The sequence below is a fragment of the Mycolicibacterium madagascariense genome (assembly GCF_010729665.1).
Classification (GTDB): domain Bacteria; phylum Actinomycetota; class Actinomycetes; order Mycobacteriales; family Mycobacteriaceae; genus Mycobacterium; species Mycobacterium madagascariense.
In genome coordinates this window covers 1,254,016-1,270,037 of the sequence record NZ_AP022610.1, presented here as the reverse complement: position 1 = coordinate 1,270,037, position 16,022 = coordinate 1,254,016, and the positions used below count along the sequence as shown (strand labels likewise).

The window sequence follows — 16,022 nt, the reverse complement described above, 5'->3', positions numbered from 1 at the left end:
CCACATTTGGCGTCGAGAGCCCGACCGCCGTGCCCGTAGGGTCGGAGCGTGCCAGTGTCCAGGGTCTGCATTCGCCGCGAAAGCGGTTATCCCACGGCGTCTATCGACGTCGCGCTGCCCGCAGACGCCCCCGTCGTCGAGCTCCTGCCCGCCATCGTCGCGCTGTTCGACGACGGCACCGAGTCCGTCGAGGCGGCGCACCCCTGGCGGCTGGACCACCCGACCCGCGGTCCACTGCGGGACCACGTCTCACTGTGCGCCAACGACGTTCGCGATGGCGACCTGCTGGTCCTGGTGTCGGACCGAGACCCGCCGCTCGGCGTGCTGCACACCGACCCGTGGCATCCGGTGATCGCGGCCGGGCCGCCGGCGCACGCCACCGGACCCACCCCTCGCGACGTGCTCGTCGTGCTGACGACACTGCTCGGCGCCGCGGTCCTGGCGTCGGCCGCGGGTTCCGAGCGCGCCCTCCCGGCGTTGGTCGTCGCGGCGGTGGGGGCCGTCGCCGCACTGGTGATCGCCGTCGTGACGGAATACGTTGTCCCGATCTGTCTTTCGTTGGTGGCTACCGCCGCCGCGACCGGGTTCCTCGCGGTGCCGTCGACGCCGGCGACGCCCAACGTCTTCCTGGGCGCGACGGCTGCGCTCTGTACCGCACTGCTGACGACGCGGCTCTCGACACGGGCGTCCCCGCCGCTGATCGCGACGGCGGCCGTGGCGTTCGCGACGGCAGTGGCCACCGTGGTGGCGCTGCCCGCGGCGGCCACCGGAGCGCTGCTGGCGAGCATTGCCGTGGCGCAGTTGGCCCTCGCACCGCGGATCGCCGCCTGGGCGACCGGTCTCGCGCCTCCCGACGCGCGATGCGACGCGGCCGAGCGCGCCGTCCGGGCGCACGCCGTGCTGAGTGGCCTGGTCGCCGGCGCGGCCGCCGGTGGCGCGGCGGGCGCGGTGGTCGCGGCCGTCGGCGCCCGCACGTCGGCGTCCGGCGCGCCCGCGATCCTCGACGTGCTCATCGGTGTCGCGCTCCTGCTGCGGGCGCGGACGTATGCCGACCCGCCGCGCCAATCCTGGCTCGTGGCAGGCGCAGTGGTGGCGATCGCCGCCGGCGGAGCCGCGTGGCCGGTGCTGCTCTGTCCCGTCGCGGGGATGCTGGTGCTGACCGGTCTCGTCGCCGCTCGAGGACCGACGATCGGACCCGCCGCAGCCCGACTGATCGACCGCGCCGAGTACGCCGTGTTGGTCGCCATCCTCCCCGTCGCGGCGTGGGCGGCCGGCGTCCACGACCTCCTCGCCCGACTGCCGGTCCCGTGACCGGGTGGGCGGCCCGCATGCTGCGGATCGTGGCCGTCGCGGCGGTGCTGATCGTGGTGGTTGCGCCGGGCGCGGGCGCGGTGCCACCGCCGACCGTCGACGAGGCCCACCTTCCCCCGCCTGCGCCGCCCGCCCCGCCGACGCGCACGGAGCCATTCGAGGCCTGCCGGGTGGGCCTGCCCGCCGACGGGCCGGGCGCGCCCGCGTTGTCTCCGACCGAGCTGCGGGCCGTGTGGCGCCTGACGACGGGCGCGGGTCAGACCGTCGCTGTGATCGACACCGGGGTGGCCCGGCATCGGCTGCTGCCCCACCTGCTACCCGGCGGCGACTACGTCTCGACCGGGGACGGCACGCAGGACTGCGACGGCCACGGCACGATCGTCGCGGGGATCGTCGGCGCCGCGCAGAGCGGCACGGGGACGTTCGGCGGCATCGCACCCGATGCGGCGATCCTGTCGATTCGACAGTCCAGCAGCATGTTTCGCACGGTCGGCGGTTCCGGGGCCGGGGTGGGCGACGTCGAGACGCTGGCTGCCGCGGTGCGCCGCGCCGCCGATGCGGGGGCTACCGTCATCAACGTCTCGTCGGTCGCGTGCGTCCTCGCCGAGCAGGGACTCGACGACCGCGCCCTGGGAGCGGCCCTGGCCTACGCCGTCGACGTCAAGAACGTCGTCGTGGTCTCGGCCGCGGGCAACGTCGGCGGCGCCGGTCAGTGCCCGCGGCCCAATCCGGGCACCGATCCGGCGCGCCCGGGCCGGCCGCGGTGGGACACGGTACGGACCGTGGTGAGCCCCGCGTGGTACGACGACTACGTGCTCACCGTCGGGTCGGTCGACCACGCGGGCAGACCGTCGGCGTTCACGATGGCCGGACCGTGGGTCGACGTGGCCGCCCCGGGCGAGGCGGTGGTGTCGTTGAACCCCAGCGGGGAAGGGCTCATCGACGCCGACCCCGAAACCGATGGGCGACAACCGATTTCGGGGACCAGCTACGCGGCGGCGATCGTGTCGGGCATCGTGGCGCTGGTCCGGTCGGTCGCACCGGAGCTGACCGCGCGGCAGGTGATGCGCAGGATCTGCGACACCGCCCACCATCCGACCGCCGGCTGGGATCCGCTCTCGGGCCACGGGACCGTCGACGCCCTGGCGGCGGTCAGTGCCGACGGCGCACGGCCCGCGCCGGCGGCCGCGCCGCCACGCCGGGCTGACGACCGGGTGCCCGCGGCCTCCGACCCCGCCGCGCGGCGGATCGCTTTGGCGGGAGCCGCGGCGTGCGTCGCGGTGGCAGCGGGATCGATGTCGTTGTCCGCCAACCGCTTACGGGGTCGACGCGAGCCCATCGCGAAGGACGCCGGCGGCCGCGGTGCTGAGCTCGGGCCCGTGGGGCAGCTGGGCGAGGATGGGCCACGGCGCCGGTTCGGGATTCGGTCCGAGCCCGAGTGAGGTCGCCGCCTCGTCGTCGTGCACCCCGTAGACCACGCCCGCATCGGTGACCAGGAATCGCGACCCGGTTGCGGCGTCGTCCCCGACGATCGGGACGGCGCGGGCGAAGACCCCGGCCCCGCCGGGAATCGCCACGGCGTCGACGAGCGGGCCGTCGCCGTCGGCCTGCGCCAAGTCGGTGGGCGCGGAGAAGGGCACGTCCGTCGCGAAGACCACAATGTTCGTCTCGGCTCCCCGACCGCGCGGCCGCCACCGGGCACAGACGGCGACGTGATCGGCGGCGCCCACTGGGCGCTCGGCGTGCCGGGGCAGGATCGGCTCCGCGGCGCCGGCGACCGGCGCGGCGGCGATGGCCGCGGGCGACACCGTCGCGACGGGTCGGCCGCGACCGAATCCGACGAGGTCGGCGTACACCTCGCCGACCCGCTGCACGCCGTCGCGCCGCACGACGTAACGGTCGGTGCCGTCGGCCCGTCGGACCTGCACGAGGGATCCGACGGTCGCACCGCCCAGCGCGGCGGGCCCGGGCTCGCCCGCTCCGGCGATCCGCGGAGTGATGATCGCAGGCAACTCCGGCACCAGGTCGAGCAACGTGCGCGAGACGGGTATCGGGTCGACGTGGCCCAGCCGCAGCGCCTCGACCACCGCGCGGTCGCGCAGGTCCACCGCCGCGCGCCGACCGTCGAAGGTCAGATACGTGGTGGCCGGACCCTCGCCGCGCGCCACCAGCAGAACGGGGCGCTCCTCACCGGGCGAGTCGGGACCGCCGGGGCCGACGGGGCCGCCGGGGCCGCCAGTCGAGTCGGGACCGCCAGGGCCGACCGTCACCACCGTTCGGTCGTCGTCACACACCGTCCACACCGACCCGCGCAGCGGCGTTCCCAGTGTCGCCGGAGCGCCGGGGATGCCGATCATCGGACCGCGTTCGCCGCGGTCGATGGCTACCTGTGCGGCGGGTACCGGGTCGAGCGCGGCGCGGGCGACGAGACGGGCCGAGGCGAGGTTGGGCACGGGATGCAGCGCGCGGCCCACCCGGACGTACAGCGCGCCGGACTCGCGAGCCATCACGATCGGTGCGTCGGGCACGCCCCGCGGCGCCACCACCGCGACGACCACCTCCGCCACCGCGGCGAGCGTCGCGAGGACGGCCCCGACCGCGAGCGACATCGACTGCGCGCGCAACGGGTCGTCGTGCATGGCGACGTCCCTGCGCACCAGGGCGTGGCACGTGCGCCGGGCATGAAAGCGCGCGGCGCTGCGTTCGAGTCGCGTCAACGGTGGCCGTCCCATGATCACCCCCACCGACCCTAGGGCCGACGAGATGGGCGCAGACGCACCACTTGTGAGTGGTCAGTCGCCGTCGCGCGCCTGCCGCTGCCGGTAGGCCGCCACGTGCTGACGGTTGCCGCAGTTGCCGGTGTCGCAGAACATCCGCGACCGGTTGCGCGACAGGTCGACCAGGACGGCGTCGCAGTCGGGGGCCGCGCACGTCTTGAGCCTGCGCAGCTCGCCTGCTCGGATGAGGTCGGCCAGCGACATGGCCATCTCGGCGCCCATGCGCTGCCACAGCGGGTCGTGGATCGACGCGAGGTGCAGGTGCCACTCGGGCATCTCGGGGTGACGGGTCAGCCATGGTGCGGCCCTGGTGTCGCTGAGCAACGCATTGACCTGGCCGACGACGCGCTCTTCGTCATCGGCGCTGGCCCAGATCTTGCCCAGCCGCGTGCGCAGGCGGTGCACGGACTCGATCTCGGCGGTGTCGCGGTCCCGGCGCCCGGTCCACCCGAACCCGTCGAGGTAGACGTCGAGTGCGGGCAGGTCGCCGAGGTGCTCCCCGTCGACGCGGTCGCTGTTGACCAGCACACAGGCGGCGCGAAGTGTGAGTTCGGTGTCATGACTGAAAATCATTTGACTGCTGACTCCATCCGGTCGTAGCGTCATGACCAACATTGATTTTACTCATTACATCCCGGGGGGTGCCACATGACCGCGACCGTCGACACGCGACCCGCCGCCGACCAGTTTCGGCTCGGCCTGCTGTTCGCGCTCGGCTCGGCGTTCGCGTTCGGCATGTCCGGCCCGCTGGCCAAGGCGCTGATGGAGGCCGGCTGGACGCCCATCAGTGCCGTCACCGCCCGGCTGGCGGGCGGCGCACTCGCGATGGCCGTCTACGCCACGATGCGCAAACCCGACTGGGTGCACGAGGCGCTGCAGCACTGGAAGACCGTGATCGCCTACGGCGTCGCCCCCATCGCCGGTGCCCAACTCTGCTACTACTACGCGGTCTCCCACCTGTCGGTCGCCGTGGCCCTGCTGCTGGAGTACACCTCGCCCCTGCTCGTCGTTGGTTGGCTGTGGGCCACCACGCGGCGCAGGCCGAGTCGCCTCACCCTGGGTGGCGTGGCTCTGGCCATCGCGGGAATCATGTTGGTGCTCAACGTCTTCGACGGTGCCCACATCAACCTCGTCGGCGTCGGCTGGGGACTGGGCGCGGCGGTGTGCGCGGCGTGCTACTTCATGATGTCCGACGAGGTCACCGCGGACGGCACGGGTCTGAACTCGGTCACGCTCGCCGCGGGCGGCCTGGTGGTCGGCGCGGTCGGCGTCGGCGTGCTCGGCATCTCCGGGCTCGCGCCCATGACGTTCACGGCACGCGACACCGTCGTCGCCGGCTACACCACGTCCTGGGTGGTGCCCGTCGTCGCGCTGGCGTTGATCCCGACGGCCATCGCCTACCTGCTCGGGATCATGGGCATCGCCCGGCTCCGGCCGCGCTTCGCCTCCCTCGTCGGCCTGGCCGAGGTGATGTTCGCCGTACTCGCCGCGTGGGTGCTGCTTGGGGAGGCGCTCACGCCGGTGCAGGCCGTCGGAGGCGTCGTCGTCCTGGCCGGATTGGTGCTCGCCCGACAGGGCGACCGCACCGAGAAGGTTGCCGAGGCGTCGTGGCCGGAGACCCCGGTCGACGGTGCGGCCGAGCCCGAGACGGTGCGCGGCAGCTAATCCCCAGTATGCGAGGATGCAGGCGTGACCACGCTTCGTCTGCCGAGTCGCCTCGCGGCGATCGCGTCGGCCCTCATCTGCGCCGTCTCTCCCGTGGCCATCGCCCCGCCGGCGTCCGCCGACCCCTGCAGCGACATCGAAATGGTGTTCGCGCGCGGAACCGGCGAACCTCCCGGCATCGGCCGGGTGGGCCAAGCGCTCGTCGATGCGCTGACGCCGCTGGTCGGTGGCAAGACGATCGGCACCTACGGCGTCGACTACCCCGCGAGCTACGACTTCCTCATGGCGCAGGACGGCGCGACCGACGCAACCAACTTCATCAGCTCACTCGTGGCCCAGTGCCCGAGCACGCGCGTGGTGCTCGGCGGCTATTCGCAGGGTGCCGCGGTGATGGACATGCTGGCCGGCATCCCGCCGCTGGGCAACAAGATCGGCGAAGTCGGGTCGGCGCCGCCGCTGCCCACGAACCTCGATTCCCACGTGGCCGCGGTCGCGGTCTTCGGCAACCCGTCCACGAAGTTCTCCATTCCCATCACGGACTCGACGTTCGCCGGACGCGCCATCGACCTGTGCGCCGACGGTGACCCGATCTGCTCGCGCGGCCGAAACCCGTTCGCGCACACGCACTATGAGACGTCGGACTTCATCCCCCAGGCCGCGAACTTCGTCGCGGGCCTCGTCTGACCCGTCTGCTGAGAAGGCGCGCCCGACTGGCGCACGATCGCCCGGATCGGCTCCGCTGCGCACCCCGGGGCCAGCTGGTCCTCCCGTGACTGCGTGGCCGGACCCTGCACGGATGCACGCGACGCCGCCATGGTCTACCGTTACCGGGAATGGTTACCGTTTCAGCTAAGTCGGAGGAGGGCACGGTGGGCCAACCTCAGGCACCGACCGTGCGCCTGCGGGGAGCGGGGTTGTCCCATGGCGCCCGTCAGTTGTGGCAGGACGTCGACGTGGACGTCGCGCCCGGGGAGTTCGTGGCCGTGCTGGGACCCAATGGCAGCGGCAAGACGTCGCTGGTGCGGGTGCTGCTGGGACTGACGCGGCTGACGACGGGGACCGTCGAGGTGTGCGGTGCCCCACCCCGGCGGGGCAGCCACGTCATCGGCTACGTCCCCCAGCAGAAGGGCTTCGACCGCGACCTGCCCATCCGGGGCGTCGACCTGGTGCGGCTGGGATTGGACGGACACCGCTGGGGCGTCGGACTGCCCAGCGCCCGGCGTCGCCGCCGCGTGGACGACGCGGTCGCCGCCGTCGGCGCCACCGCGTTCGCGCAATCTCCGGTGGGACTGCTGTCGGGTGGTGAGCAGCAGCGCCTGCGCATCGCTCAGGCACTGCTGGGTGATCCTCGCCTGCTGCTGTGCGACGAGGCGTTGCTGTCGCTGGACCTCAAGCATCAGCGCGAGGTGGTCGAGTTGATCGATGCCCAGCGCCGGTCGGCCGACGTCGCGGTGGTGTTCGTGACCCACGAGATCAACCCGGTGCTGCCCGTCGTCGACCGCGTCCTCTACCTCGTCGGCACCCGATGGAAGCTCGGCACGCCCGATGAGGTGTTGACCAGCGAGACGCTGTCGGCGCTGTACGGGACCGACGTCGAGGTGCTGCGCGTCGGCGGGAGGATCGTCATCGTCGGCGCTCCGGACGGCGCCCACTCCGAGGCCGGTGACGGCCACTACCACCACGTCGGTGACCGGTCGTGACGCTCGCTGACTACCTGTCGGAGACCTTCGTCCGCAACGCGCTGATCGCCGCCACGCTCGTCGCGGTGACCGCGGGTCTGATCGGGCCCGTGGTGATCATGCGCGATCTCGCGTTCGCCGTGCACGGCAGCGCCGAACTGGCCTTCACCGGGGCGGCGGCCGGCCTCGTCGCTGCCGACGATCCGATCCTGGGCGCGCTGCTCGGCTCGCTGGTGGTCGCCACCGCCATCGGCTTCCTGGGCCACCGCGAGCGCGAACGCAACTCCGCGATCGGAGTCATCCTCGCGTTCGGGCTGGGCGTCGGGGTCTATCTGCTGTCGCTGTACAAGGGCTTCGCGACCGCGGCCACCAATATCCTGTTCGGCCAGATCTTCGGCGTCAGCCCCGGCCAGATCACCCTGCTGGTCGTCATCGCCGCCGGCGTCCTCATCGTCATGGCCGTGCTCTACCGACCACTGCTGTTCGCCTCGGTGGACCCCGAACTCGCCGCCGCCCGCGGCGTGCCCACCCGATTGGTCGGACTGCTGTTCGTCTACGTCCTGGCCCTCACCGTGACCGAGGCCGCTCAGATCGTCGGGACGCTGCTGGTGCTCAGCCTCGCCATCACCCCCGCCGCGGCCGCCAGTCGGCTCAGCGCCCGCACCCCGGTGGTCATCGCGCTGTCCATCGCCATCGCGCTGATCGCCGCCGATGGCGGTCTGCTGCTGAGCCTCGTCCACCCCGAGGTCAAGGCCAGCGTGCTCATCTCCACCATCAGCTTCGCGATGTACGTGGCGGCCAGACTCGCCGCCCGCTGGGCGGGTCCGGCGTTGGACGCTCGGCGCCGCCTGGCTCTGGCCCACGTCGACTGACGACCAGATACGCAAACGACCACTACGACGACGGTGAGGAGACGCAGAACCGATGATCATCCATGGAGTGCTGGGCAAGGTGGTGTCGACGGTGCTGACCGGAGCGGTGGGCGCGGCGGCCTATGACCTCGCGCGGCGCGCGGCGGCCAAGGCGCCGGTCCACGAAGCGGCGGTCACCACCACCGAGTGGGGGCTGCGGGGCGTGCGCTCGGCCGAGCGTGGCGCCGAATCGGCCCGCCTCAAGGTCGCCGACGTGGTGGCCGAGGCCCGCGGACGCCTCGGCGAGGAATCCACTCCACCCAGCGTCACCGCACCTCATGACCACGATCACGACCACTGATCGCCCCGCGTGAGCACGACCGCCGCTGAGCTGACCGTCGTCTCCGACGCCGCGGGCCGCCTGCGGGTGCGCGCACCCTGGCTGGTGTCCAACGCCCGGGCGGTCGCGGTGGAGCAGACCACCGAACCGGTGGCGGGGGTACGGATGGTGCACGCCTACCCGCGCACCGGCTCGGTCGTGGTGTGGTACTCCCCCCGCCTGAGCGACCGCACGGCGATCCTGGCGGCGATCACCGAATCGGCCACCAGCTGCACCGCGGCGCTGGCGGGCCGGGCGCCGCGTTCGGCCGACGTCGCCAACGCCGACGTCGTGCGCATGGTGGTCGGCGGACTGGCGTTGACGTTGCTCGGACTGCGCCGCTACGTCTTCGCCCGGCCCCCGCTGCTCGGGCCGACCAGTCGGCTGATCGCCACCGGCGCCACCGTGTTCACCGGATATCCGTTCCTGCGCGGAGCGTTGCGCAGTCTGCGCGGTGGGCGCGCGGTGGGCACCGACGCCCTGGTGTCCGCCGCCACCATCGCCAGCCTGGTGCTGCGGGAGAACGTCGTCGCGCTGACGGTGCTGTGGTTGCTGAACATCGGTGAGTACCTGCAGGATCTGACGCTGCGCCGGACCCGGCGCGCGATCGCCGATCTGCTGCGCGGCACCGCGGACACCGCGTGGCTGCGCCTCGCCGACGGCACCGAGGTCCAGGTCGGCGTCGACACCCTGGCCACCGGTGACGACGTCGTCGTCCACGATCACGTCGCGATCCCGGTCGACGGCACGGTGATCGAGGGCGAGGCGATCGTCGACCAGTCCGCGATCACCGGGGAGACCCTGCCCGTCACCGTCGCCGAGGGCGACCGCGTGCATGCGGGGTCGGTCGTGCTGCGGGGCCGGCTCGTCGTGCGCGCCAGCGCCGTCGGCGCCGAGACCACCCTGGGGCGCATCATCTCCCGCGTCGAGGAGGCCCAGCGCGACCGCGCCCCCATCCAGACGATCGGGGAGAACTTCTCCCGCCGCTTCGTGCCGGCATCGTTCGTGTTGTCGGCGCTGACCCTCGTCGTGACCGGCGACGTGCGCCGCGCCATGACCATGCTCCTGGTGGCCTGCCCGTGCGCGGTCGGCCTGGCCACCCCCACCGCCATCAGCGCGGCGATCGGCAACGGCGCCCGGCGGGGCATCCTCATCAAGGGCGGCTCGCACCTGGAGGCCGCGGGCCGGGTCGACGCCGTCGTCTTCGACAAGACCGGCACCCTCACCGTCGGCCGCCCCGTCGTCACCAACATCGTTGCGCTGCACCATGATTGGCAACCCGAGCAGGTGCTCGCGTACGCCGCGAGCTCGGAGATCCACTCCCGGCACCCGCTGGCCGAGGCCGTCATCCGGTCCACCGAGGAACGCCACATCGCGATCCCGCCGCACGAGGAGTGCGAGGTCCTCGTCGGACTCGGCATGCGCACCCGCGCCGACGGCCGCACGCTGCTGCTGGGCAGCCCGTCGCTGCTGTCCGGTGAGGGCGTGCCCGTCAGCGCCGACGCCACCGACTGGGTCGAGCGGTTGCGGCGGGAGGCCGAGACTCCGCTGCTGCTCGCCGTGGACGGCACGCTCGTCGGGTTGATCAGCCTGCGCGACGAAGTCCGCGCCGAGGCGCGGGCCGTGCTCAGCGCCCTGCGCGCCGAGGGCGTGCGCCGCATCGTGATGCTCACCGGCGACCACGCCCACACCGCCGCCGCGGTGGCCGCCGAACTCGGCATCGAGGAATGGCACGCCGAGGTGCTGCCGGAGGACAAGCTCGCCGCCGTGCGCGGACTGCAAGCCGAAGGCCACCGGGTCGCCATGGTCGGTGACGGCGTCAACGACGCCCCGGCCCTCGCGGTCGCCGACATCGGCATCGCCATGGGCCTGGCGGGTACCGACGTCGCCGTGGAGACCGCCGACGCGGCCCTCGCCGGCGACGACCTGTATCGGCTGCTCGACATCCGCGACCTGGGCGGACACACCGTCGAGCTCATCAGGCAGAACTACGCCATGTCGATCGCGGTCAACGCCCTCGGACTGCTCATCGGAGCCGGCGGCGCGCTGTCCCCCGTCCTGGCCGCCGTACTGCACAACGCCTCCTCGGTGGCCGTCGTCGCCAACAGTTCACGCCTGATCCGTTACCAGCTGCCGGCCTGACCCCACCGCGTCGGTTGACATGCGCGATCGTGCATGTAAGTTAGTGGAAGTCATTTCCAACAGCGCGACGATCGAGAGTATCCGAGAGAATTGATGCCCAGCACGGCCATCGCCGCCGATCCGGTGGACGCACCCGAACCCCAGCCGTCGGCGACGGTCAGTCGCCCGGTCCTGGAACGCAGCGGTGATCTGCTGCGGGCACTGGCCGCCCCCGTGCGCATCGCCATCGTCCTGCAGCTGTGTCAATCCGCCTGCTGCGTCCACGAACTCGTCGACGCCCTCGAGGTGCCGCAGCCACTGGTCAGCCAGCATCTGCGAATCCTCAAGGCCGCGGGCGTGGTCGCGGGCACCCGGTCCGGCCGCGAGGTGATCTACCGCCTCGTCGACCACCACCTCGCCGACATCGTGATCGCCGCCGTCTCCCACGCCGGAGAACAGCAGTGACCGGCGCCGACGTGCAGCACGGTGAGGTGGGTGTGCGGGCCACCCGGGCGACGAAGCAGCGCGCCGCCATCACCGCCCTGCTCGAGGATCTCGACGAGTTCCGCACCGCGCAGGAACTCCACGAGGAACTGCGCCGGCGCGGCGAGGGCATCGGCTTGACCACCGTGTACCGCACGCTGCAGACGATGGCGACCTCCGACCTGGTCGACTCGTTGCGCACCGAGAACGGCGAATCCGCCTACCGCCGGTGCTCCGACGATCATCACCACCACCTCGTCTGCCGCCAGTGCGGCGCCACCGTCGAGGTCGCGGGCAAGCACGTCGAGGCCTGGGCCGCCAAGGTGGCGCGCGAGAACGGCTTCACCGACGTCAGCCACACCATCGAGATCTTCGGCACCTGCGCCCAGTGCGCATCCTGATCCGGCGACCATGAGCGGCCGCGCCCCACGGCCCGATCGGCGCCGACTGCTGCTGCAGTTGGCGCTGGTCGCCGAAGCCTCGGTCGCCGCGGCCCTGCTGCATCGGGCCTCGGCCACCACCCGGCCCGGGCTCGCGGCGGTGTCGGCTCCGGTCCCCGACGCGGCACCCTCGTCTCTGGTCGTCGGCGACGGACGCACCGTCCACCTGCTGGGCCTGGGCGGCACGTCCACCGAGGGGTTGCTGCGGCGCATCGCCGCAGAGATCGGCGCGGCCGTCGACGCCGTGGTGGCGTTCTGGGGTGCGGACTGGCAGCGCGACGTCATCATCGTGGCCGCCGGATCCGAGATCGAGTTCCGGCAGCTCACCCGAGGGCCCGCCGGATGGGTGGACGTCGCCGCGGCCGCCGTCGCCGACCGGGTCGACCCGGTCCACCGCTCGGCCGCGGGGCAGCGCGTCGTCTTCTCCCCCGGCGCGGCCGCCATGTCCGACTACGCGCTGCGCATCGTGGTGCGTCACGAGCTGTTCCACTTCGCGTCCCGGGCCGACACGGCGCTGGACGCCCCGCGGTGGCTGACCGAGGGCGTCGCCGACTACGTCGGTAGGCCCGCGACGCCGAGACCCGGAGCCGCGTCGGCCGCGTCCCTGGCCGTGCTGCCCACCGAGGCCGACTTCGCGACGTCGGGCGATGCGCTGACGCTGGCCTACGACCGGGCCTGGTGGTTCGCCCGGTTCATCGCCGAGACGCGCGGTCCGGCGACGCTGCGGGCGCTGTACTGGCGCGCCGGCGGGGCCGGGCATCCCGACGTGGGGTCCGCGCTGACCGAGGTGCTGGGCGCCGACGAGCCCGAGCTGATGGCGGGGCTGCGACGCTGGCTCGCCACCTGACACCGTCACGTATCGGTATCAGTATGGGGGCGAATGCAATTCGATTGCCGACGGGCGCGGTGTCCACGGCGAAACGCCAGGTTGGCTCGCTATCGTCCGGCCCATGCAGGACGAATCAGCCCGCGGTTGCCGCGGTCAGCGCGCCAGCCGACGCGAGGTGCTCAAGTACGCGGCCGGCGCCCCAGTGTTGTTGTCGTTGAGCAGCTTTCCTCTGCTGTCCGCACCGAAGGCGCATGCCGCGTCGAGTCTCGCGGGCCGGATCGTGTTCCTGGACCCGGGCCACAACGGCGCCAACGACGCCTCGATCAACCGCCAGGTGCCCACCGGTCGGGGCGGCACCAAGGAGTGCCAGACCAGCGGCACGACGACCGACGGCGGGTATCCCGAGCACACCTTCAACTGGGACACCGTGCTGCGCATCCGCGCCGAACTCACCCAGCTGGGCGTGCGGACGGCGATGTCCCGCGGGGACGACGACGCGTTGGGGCCGTGCGTGGATCAGCGTGCCGCGATGGCCAATGCGCTGCGGCCCGACGCGATCGTCAGCATCCACGCCGACGGCGGGCCGGCCAGCGGTCGGGGGTTTCACGTCAACTACTCCGATCCGCCGCTGAACGGCGCGCAGTCCGGTCCCGCGCCGCGCTTCGCGTCGGTGATGCGCGATCAGCTCGTCGCCGCCGGCCTGTCGCCCTCCAACTACCGCGGCACCGACGGGCTCTACGGCCGTTCCGACCTCGCCGGTCTCAACCTCGCGGAGTACCCGTCGATCCTCATCGAGATGGGCAACATGAAGAACGCCGAGGACGCCGCGATCCTGACGTCGGCCACCGGGAGGGCGAGCTACGCCTCCGCGGTCACCCGCGGGATCGCCGCATACCTGTCCGCCACCTGACGGATCGGCACGGCTCAGCCGGCGGGCAGCAGATCGGGTGTGATGATCTGCAGGCTGCTGCTGCCGTCCGGGTCGCTGCCGGTCACCACGACACCGCCCGAACGCGGGTCCACCGCAACGGAATTCGACTGCTGCACCGTCGGCAGGTCGCCCATGATGCGCGGTTTCGTCGGGTCGGTCAGGTCGACGACGCGGAGCACGTTGGACGCCGTCAGCGTGACGAACAGGCGGTGGCGCGCGGCGTCGTACGCCAAACCGTAGGGGTTGCCCGGCGCGTCGATCCTCGACACCTGGGTGATCTGGGGAGCGACGCTTTCGATCAGGACCGCGCCGCCGTCGGTGTCGGCGAACGCCGCCAGCGTGTCGGAGATGCCCACGGCGTGCGTCAGCTTCTTGCCGACCGGAGCCTGGGCGACCTGCTGGCGCGTCGTGCCGTCGTACACCCAGACCCCGTTGCCCTGCACGTCCGCCACCGCGGCGTAATTGCCCACGGCCGCAACGCCTCCCGGCTGGAAGGGCCCGGCGGGCAGCGTGCCGACCACCGCACCGTCCTTCACGAACACCACACCGCCACCCAGCTCGTTGGTCACCACCACGGTGCCGCTCGCGGTGCGCACGGCGTCATGGGGTTGACGTCCGACGCCCTGGGCGGTCCAGAGCACCTTCCCGTCGGCGAGGGACACCTCCGAGAGCTCGTTGCTCTGCTCCAGCGGAACCAGGACCGGCCCGTCGGGCCCGGCGAGCTCGAGGTGGCGCGCTGCCCCGGACGTCGGGACCGTCTGCCGTACCGCCCCGGTGGTGGCGTCGAACAGTTCGACGCCATCGGGACCACGCACCGCGACGGCACCCACACCCGAGGTGCCGATGACGATGCCCTCCGGGGCGTTGCCGATCGGGACCACCCGGCCCACCGGCGGCACCGCCGGCGGGGTGGCGCGACCCGGCTCGGCGGCCGGTGCGTGCGTCGGGGTGAAGCCCGGCGAGGTCGACGCGGCCGCCGCGGAACTACCCGACGGCGACGGCGTGGCCGACGAGGGCGACGTGGATGACGAGGACGTCGTGCTGGAGCCGCCACACCCGGCGACGGCCAGGGCGATCACCAGGGAGCAGAAGAGGGACGGCCGCATGCGCATCCCCTGCACATGCCCACCCCGGGCGACGGTCAATCGACCGATGATTGGCCCTGCCACCGCTTCTCGACACCGGCCACCTTCCAATACACCACGGCGCACAGCCAGGTCAGGACGAACAGGCCCACGATCGCGAAGCCGGCGTTGTTCAGATCGATCGCGCTGACCCAGTTGGTGACCGGGTCCTCCAGGTCGAAGTCGTCGTGCAGCACCGACACCAGTTCGATCGTCCCGATCAGGAGCGCGACGGCGACCGACAGTCCGGTGATCGACAGGTTGTAGTAGATCTTGCGGACCGGGTTGGCGAACGCCCAGTCGTAGGCGACGGTCATGAAGAGTCCGTCGGCGGTGTCCATCAGGCTCATGCCCGCGGCGAACAGCACCGGGAGCACCAGCACGGCGTACCAGGGCAACCCGGCGGCCGCGCCGGTACCGGCCAGCGCCAGGAGCGCGACCTCGGTGGCGGTGTCGAAGCCCAGGCCGAACAGCACGCCCACCGGATACATCTGCGAGGGTCGCTTGATGCGCTTCATCACAGGGCGCAGGATGCGGGCGAGGAAGCCGCGACCGTCGAGCGCCGCTTCGAGTTCGCCTTCACTGAACCGACCCTGGCGCAGGCCCGTGAAGACTCGCCAAATCGCAATCAGCGCAACCAGATTGATGATGCCGATCAGCCAGAGGAATCCGCCGGAGGCGACGGTACCGGCCAGGCCGAGGGCGTGCTTGGTGGGCGAGTCGTCGTCGAGCAGAGAACTGACGGCACGGGTACCGACGACCACCAGGACCGCCATCACGAGCACCATCGTCGAATGCCCCATGGCGAACCAGAATCCGACCGACTTCGGCTTGCGGCCGTCGGCCATCAGCTTGCGGGTCGTATTGTCGATGGCGGCGATGTGATCGGCGTCGAACGCGTGGCGCAAGCCGAACGTATATGCGGTGACGCCCAATCCGATGCCGAACACCTGCGTGCCGACCTGATAGTGGTGCGGTGCGACGAATAGGCACAGCGCGCCGAAACCGACGACGTGCAGGGCCGCGATGACGGCCGCGAGGGCGCCGACTTCGAGCCAGTCGCGTCGATTCCACGAATCGGCGAGGCGGCGCAGCGCCGAACCGGCCGGGGGTGTCGAGAGTGAGTCGGGCATGGACGGGGCCCGTCCTTCCGGGGTGTACGCGCCCCATCGTGGGTCCGCGAGCGGCGGGGTCTGGCTCCCCGCCGACCGACTCGGGGTCGACCGCGGGTCACAGTGGCGCGACCGCACCGGTATTGCACCGGTTTCCGCACCGCTCACGCTGAACGACTGGACCATACCCCGGGGTTCGGCCCCATCGCCCTGCGGTCAGCACATTGACAGGGAACCATTCGATCGCCGATCGCGACTTCTTCAGTATGGATTCGGCCGTGGCGCTGCGGTGTGTCACCGGGACGGGGGTGTCGTTCGCC

15 protein-coding genes and 1 pseudogene are annotated in these 16,022 nt (G+C 72.0%); 12 read left to right on the top strand and 4 right to left on the bottom strand.

What is annotated here, in order from left to right; all coding sequences use genetic code 11:
* Positions 1 to 48 precede the first annotated feature (48 nt).
* Together eccD and mycP are read left to right on the top strand one after the other, a co-directional pair.
* Positions 49 to 1,311, top strand: a complete 1,263-nt coding sequence (eccD, locus tag G6N60_RS06020; RefSeq protein ID WP_163733899.1) for a type VII secretion integral membrane protein EccD — start codon at positions 49 to 51, stop codon at positions 1,309 to 1,311.
* A 17-nt stretch (positions 1,312 to 1,328) separates the two neighbouring features.
* On the top strand, positions 1,329 to 2,753 hold the full coding sequence (gene mycP, locus G6N60_RS06015; RefSeq protein WP_163743532.1) for a type VII secretion-associated serine protease mycosin: 1,425 nt from the start codon (positions 1,329 to 1,331) through the stop codon (positions 2,751 to 2,753).
* Here mycP and eccB read toward each other — a convergent pair.
* Together eccB and G6N60_RS06005 are read right to left on the bottom strand one after the other, a co-directional pair.
* Positions 2,700 to 4,043 (bottom strand): annotated as a pseudogene (eccB, locus tag G6N60_RS06010) (type VII secretion protein EccB); the annotation flags it as partial. The gene mycP and the pseudogene eccB sit on opposite strands and share 54 nt — an antisense overlap.
* A 60-nt stretch (positions 4,044 to 4,103) precedes the next feature.
* Entirely contained in the window at positions 4,104 to 4,661 is a 558-nt protein-coding gene (locus G6N60_RS06005; RefSeq protein WP_163733896.1) for a CGNR zinc finger domain-containing protein, read from the bottom strand.
* A 75-nt stretch (positions 4,662 to 4,736) separates the two neighbouring features.
* Between G6N60_RS06005 and G6N60_RS06000 the strand changes: the two genes are divergently transcribed.
* The 10 genes from G6N60_RS06000 to G6N60_RS05955 all read left to right on the top strand — a co-directional run bounded on the left by G6N60_RS06000 (position 4,737) and on the right by G6N60_RS05955 (position 13,445).
* Positions 4,737 to 5,753: an EamA family transporter gene (locus tag G6N60_RS06000; RefSeq protein WP_163733893.1), complete on the top strand. Its 1,017-nt coding sequence runs from the start codon at positions 4,737 to 4,739 to the stop codon at positions 5,751 to 5,753.
* Between the two features lie 24 nt (positions 5,754 to 5,777).
* Positions 5,778 to 6,437 carry a cutinase family protein gene (locus G6N60_RS05995; RefSeq protein WP_163733890.1) on the top strand — a complete coding sequence of 220 codons (660 nt, stop codon included), beginning with the start codon at positions 5,778 to 5,780 and terminating at the stop codon, positions 6,435 to 6,437.
* A gap of 149 nt (positions 6,438 to 6,586) precedes the next feature.
* Positions 6,587 to 7,453: a metal ABC transporter ATP-binding protein gene (locus G6N60_RS05990; protein WP_163733887.1), complete on the top strand. Its 867-nt coding sequence runs from the start codon at positions 6,587 to 6,589 to the stop codon at positions 7,451 to 7,453.
* Positions 7,450 to 8,304 carry a metal ABC transporter permease gene (locus G6N60_RS05985; protein WP_163733883.1) on the top strand — a complete coding sequence of 285 codons (855 nt, stop codon included), beginning with the start codon at positions 7,450 to 7,452 and terminating at the stop codon, positions 8,302 to 8,304. Before G6N60_RS05990 ends, G6N60_RS05985 begins: the two co-directional genes overlap by 4 nt.
* A 52-nt stretch (positions 8,305 to 8,356) precedes the next feature.
* Positions 8,357 to 8,644 (top strand): DUF1490 family protein, encoded by a 288-nt coding sequence (locus G6N60_RS05980; RefSeq protein ID WP_163733880.1) that lies wholly within the window; start codon positions 8,357 to 8,359, stop codon positions 8,642 to 8,644.
* Positions 8,645 to 8,653: 9 nt separating this feature from the next.
* A complete protein-coding gene (locus G6N60_RS05975; protein WP_163733877.1) occupies positions 8,654 to 10,804 on the top strand; it encodes a heavy metal translocating P-type ATPase in 2,151 nt (716 codons plus the stop codon).
* A 93-nt stretch (positions 10,805 to 10,897) separates the two neighbouring features.
* Positions 10,898 to 11,248 carry an ArsR/SmtB family transcription factor gene (locus G6N60_RS05970; protein ID WP_163733874.1) on the top strand — a complete coding sequence of 117 codons (351 nt, stop codon included), beginning with the start codon at positions 10,898 to 10,900 and terminating at the stop codon, positions 11,246 to 11,248.
* Positions 11,245 to 11,667, top strand: coding sequence for a Fur family transcriptional regulator (locus tag G6N60_RS05965; RefSeq protein ID WP_281355641.1), 423 nt, complete (start codon positions 11,245 to 11,247; stop codon positions 11,665 to 11,667). Before G6N60_RS05970 ends, G6N60_RS05965 begins: the two co-directional genes overlap by 4 nt.
* A 10-nt stretch (positions 11,668 to 11,677) precedes the next feature.
* Positions 11,678 to 12,553 carry a hypothetical protein gene (locus G6N60_RS05960; RefSeq protein WP_163733871.1) on the top strand — a complete coding sequence of 292 codons (876 nt, stop codon included), beginning with the start codon at positions 11,678 to 11,680 and terminating at the stop codon, positions 12,551 to 12,553.
* Positions 12,554 to 12,656: 103 nt separating this feature from the next.
* Positions 12,657 to 13,445 (top strand): Rv3717 family N-acetylmuramoyl-L-alanine amidase, encoded by a 789-nt coding sequence (locus tag G6N60_RS05955; RefSeq protein ID WP_163733868.1) that lies wholly within the window; start codon positions 12,657 to 12,659, stop codon positions 13,443 to 13,445.
* A gap of 14 nt (positions 13,446 to 13,459) precedes the next feature.
* On the opposite strand, the gene G6N60_RS05950 is transcribed toward G6N60_RS05955, so the two are convergent.
* Both G6N60_RS05950 and nicT read right to left on the bottom strand, forming a co-directional pair.
* The gene (locus G6N60_RS05950; RefSeq protein WP_179969645.1) at positions 13,460 to 14,572 is read right to left on the bottom strand and encodes an NHL repeat-containing protein; all 1,113 of its coding nucleotides are present in this window, start codon (positions 14,570 to 14,572) and stop codon (positions 13,460 to 13,462) included.
* A 35-nt stretch (positions 14,573 to 14,607) separates the two neighbouring features.
* Positions 14,608 to 15,723 carry a Nickel transporter NicT gene (gene nicT, locus G6N60_RS05945; protein ID WP_163733865.1) on the bottom strand — a complete coding sequence of 372 codons (1,116 nt, stop codon included), beginning with the start codon at positions 15,721 to 15,723 and terminating at the stop codon, positions 14,608 to 14,610.
* Positions 15,724 to 16,022: the final 299 nt, after the last annotated feature.

Coding starts and splice junctions, on each gene's coding strand:
- mycP (WP_163743532.1), top strand. CDS start 1,329: ATGCTGCGGATCGTGGCCGTCGCGGCGGTGCTGATCGTGGTGGTTGCG.
- G6N60_RS06000 (WP_163733893.1), top strand. CDS start 4,737: ATGACCGCGACCGTCGACACGCGACCCGCCGCCGACCAGTTTCGGCTC.
- G6N60_RS05990 (WP_163733887.1), top strand. CDS start 6,587: ATGGTTACCGTTTCAGCTAAGTCGGAGGAGGGCACGGTGGGCCAACCT.
- G6N60_RS05960 (WP_163733871.1), top strand. CDS start 11,678: ATGAGCGGCCGCGCCCCACGGCCCGATCGGCGCCGACTGCTGCTGCAG.
- G6N60_RS06005 (WP_163733896.1), bottom strand. CDS start 4,661: ATGATTTTCAGTCATGACACCGAACTCACACTTCGCGCCGCCTGTGTG.
- G6N60_RS05980 (WP_163733880.1), top strand. CDS start 8,357: ATGATCATCCATGGAGTGCTGGGCAAGGTGGTGTCGACGGTGCTGACC.
- nicT (WP_163733865.1), bottom strand. CDS start 15,723: ATGCCCGACTCACTCTCGACACCCCCGGCCGGTTCGGCGCTGCGCCGC.
- G6N60_RS05955 (WP_163733868.1), top strand. CDS start 12,657: ATGCAGGACGAATCAGCCCGCGGTTGCCGCGGTCAGCGCGCCAGCCGA.
- G6N60_RS05950 (WP_179969645.1), bottom strand. CDS start 14,572: ATGCGGCCGTCCCTCTTCTGCTCCCTGGTGATCGCCCTGGCCGTCGCC.
- G6N60_RS05970 (WP_163733874.1), top strand. CDS start 10,898: ATGCCCAGCACGGCCATCGCCGCCGATCCGGTGGACGCACCCGAACCC.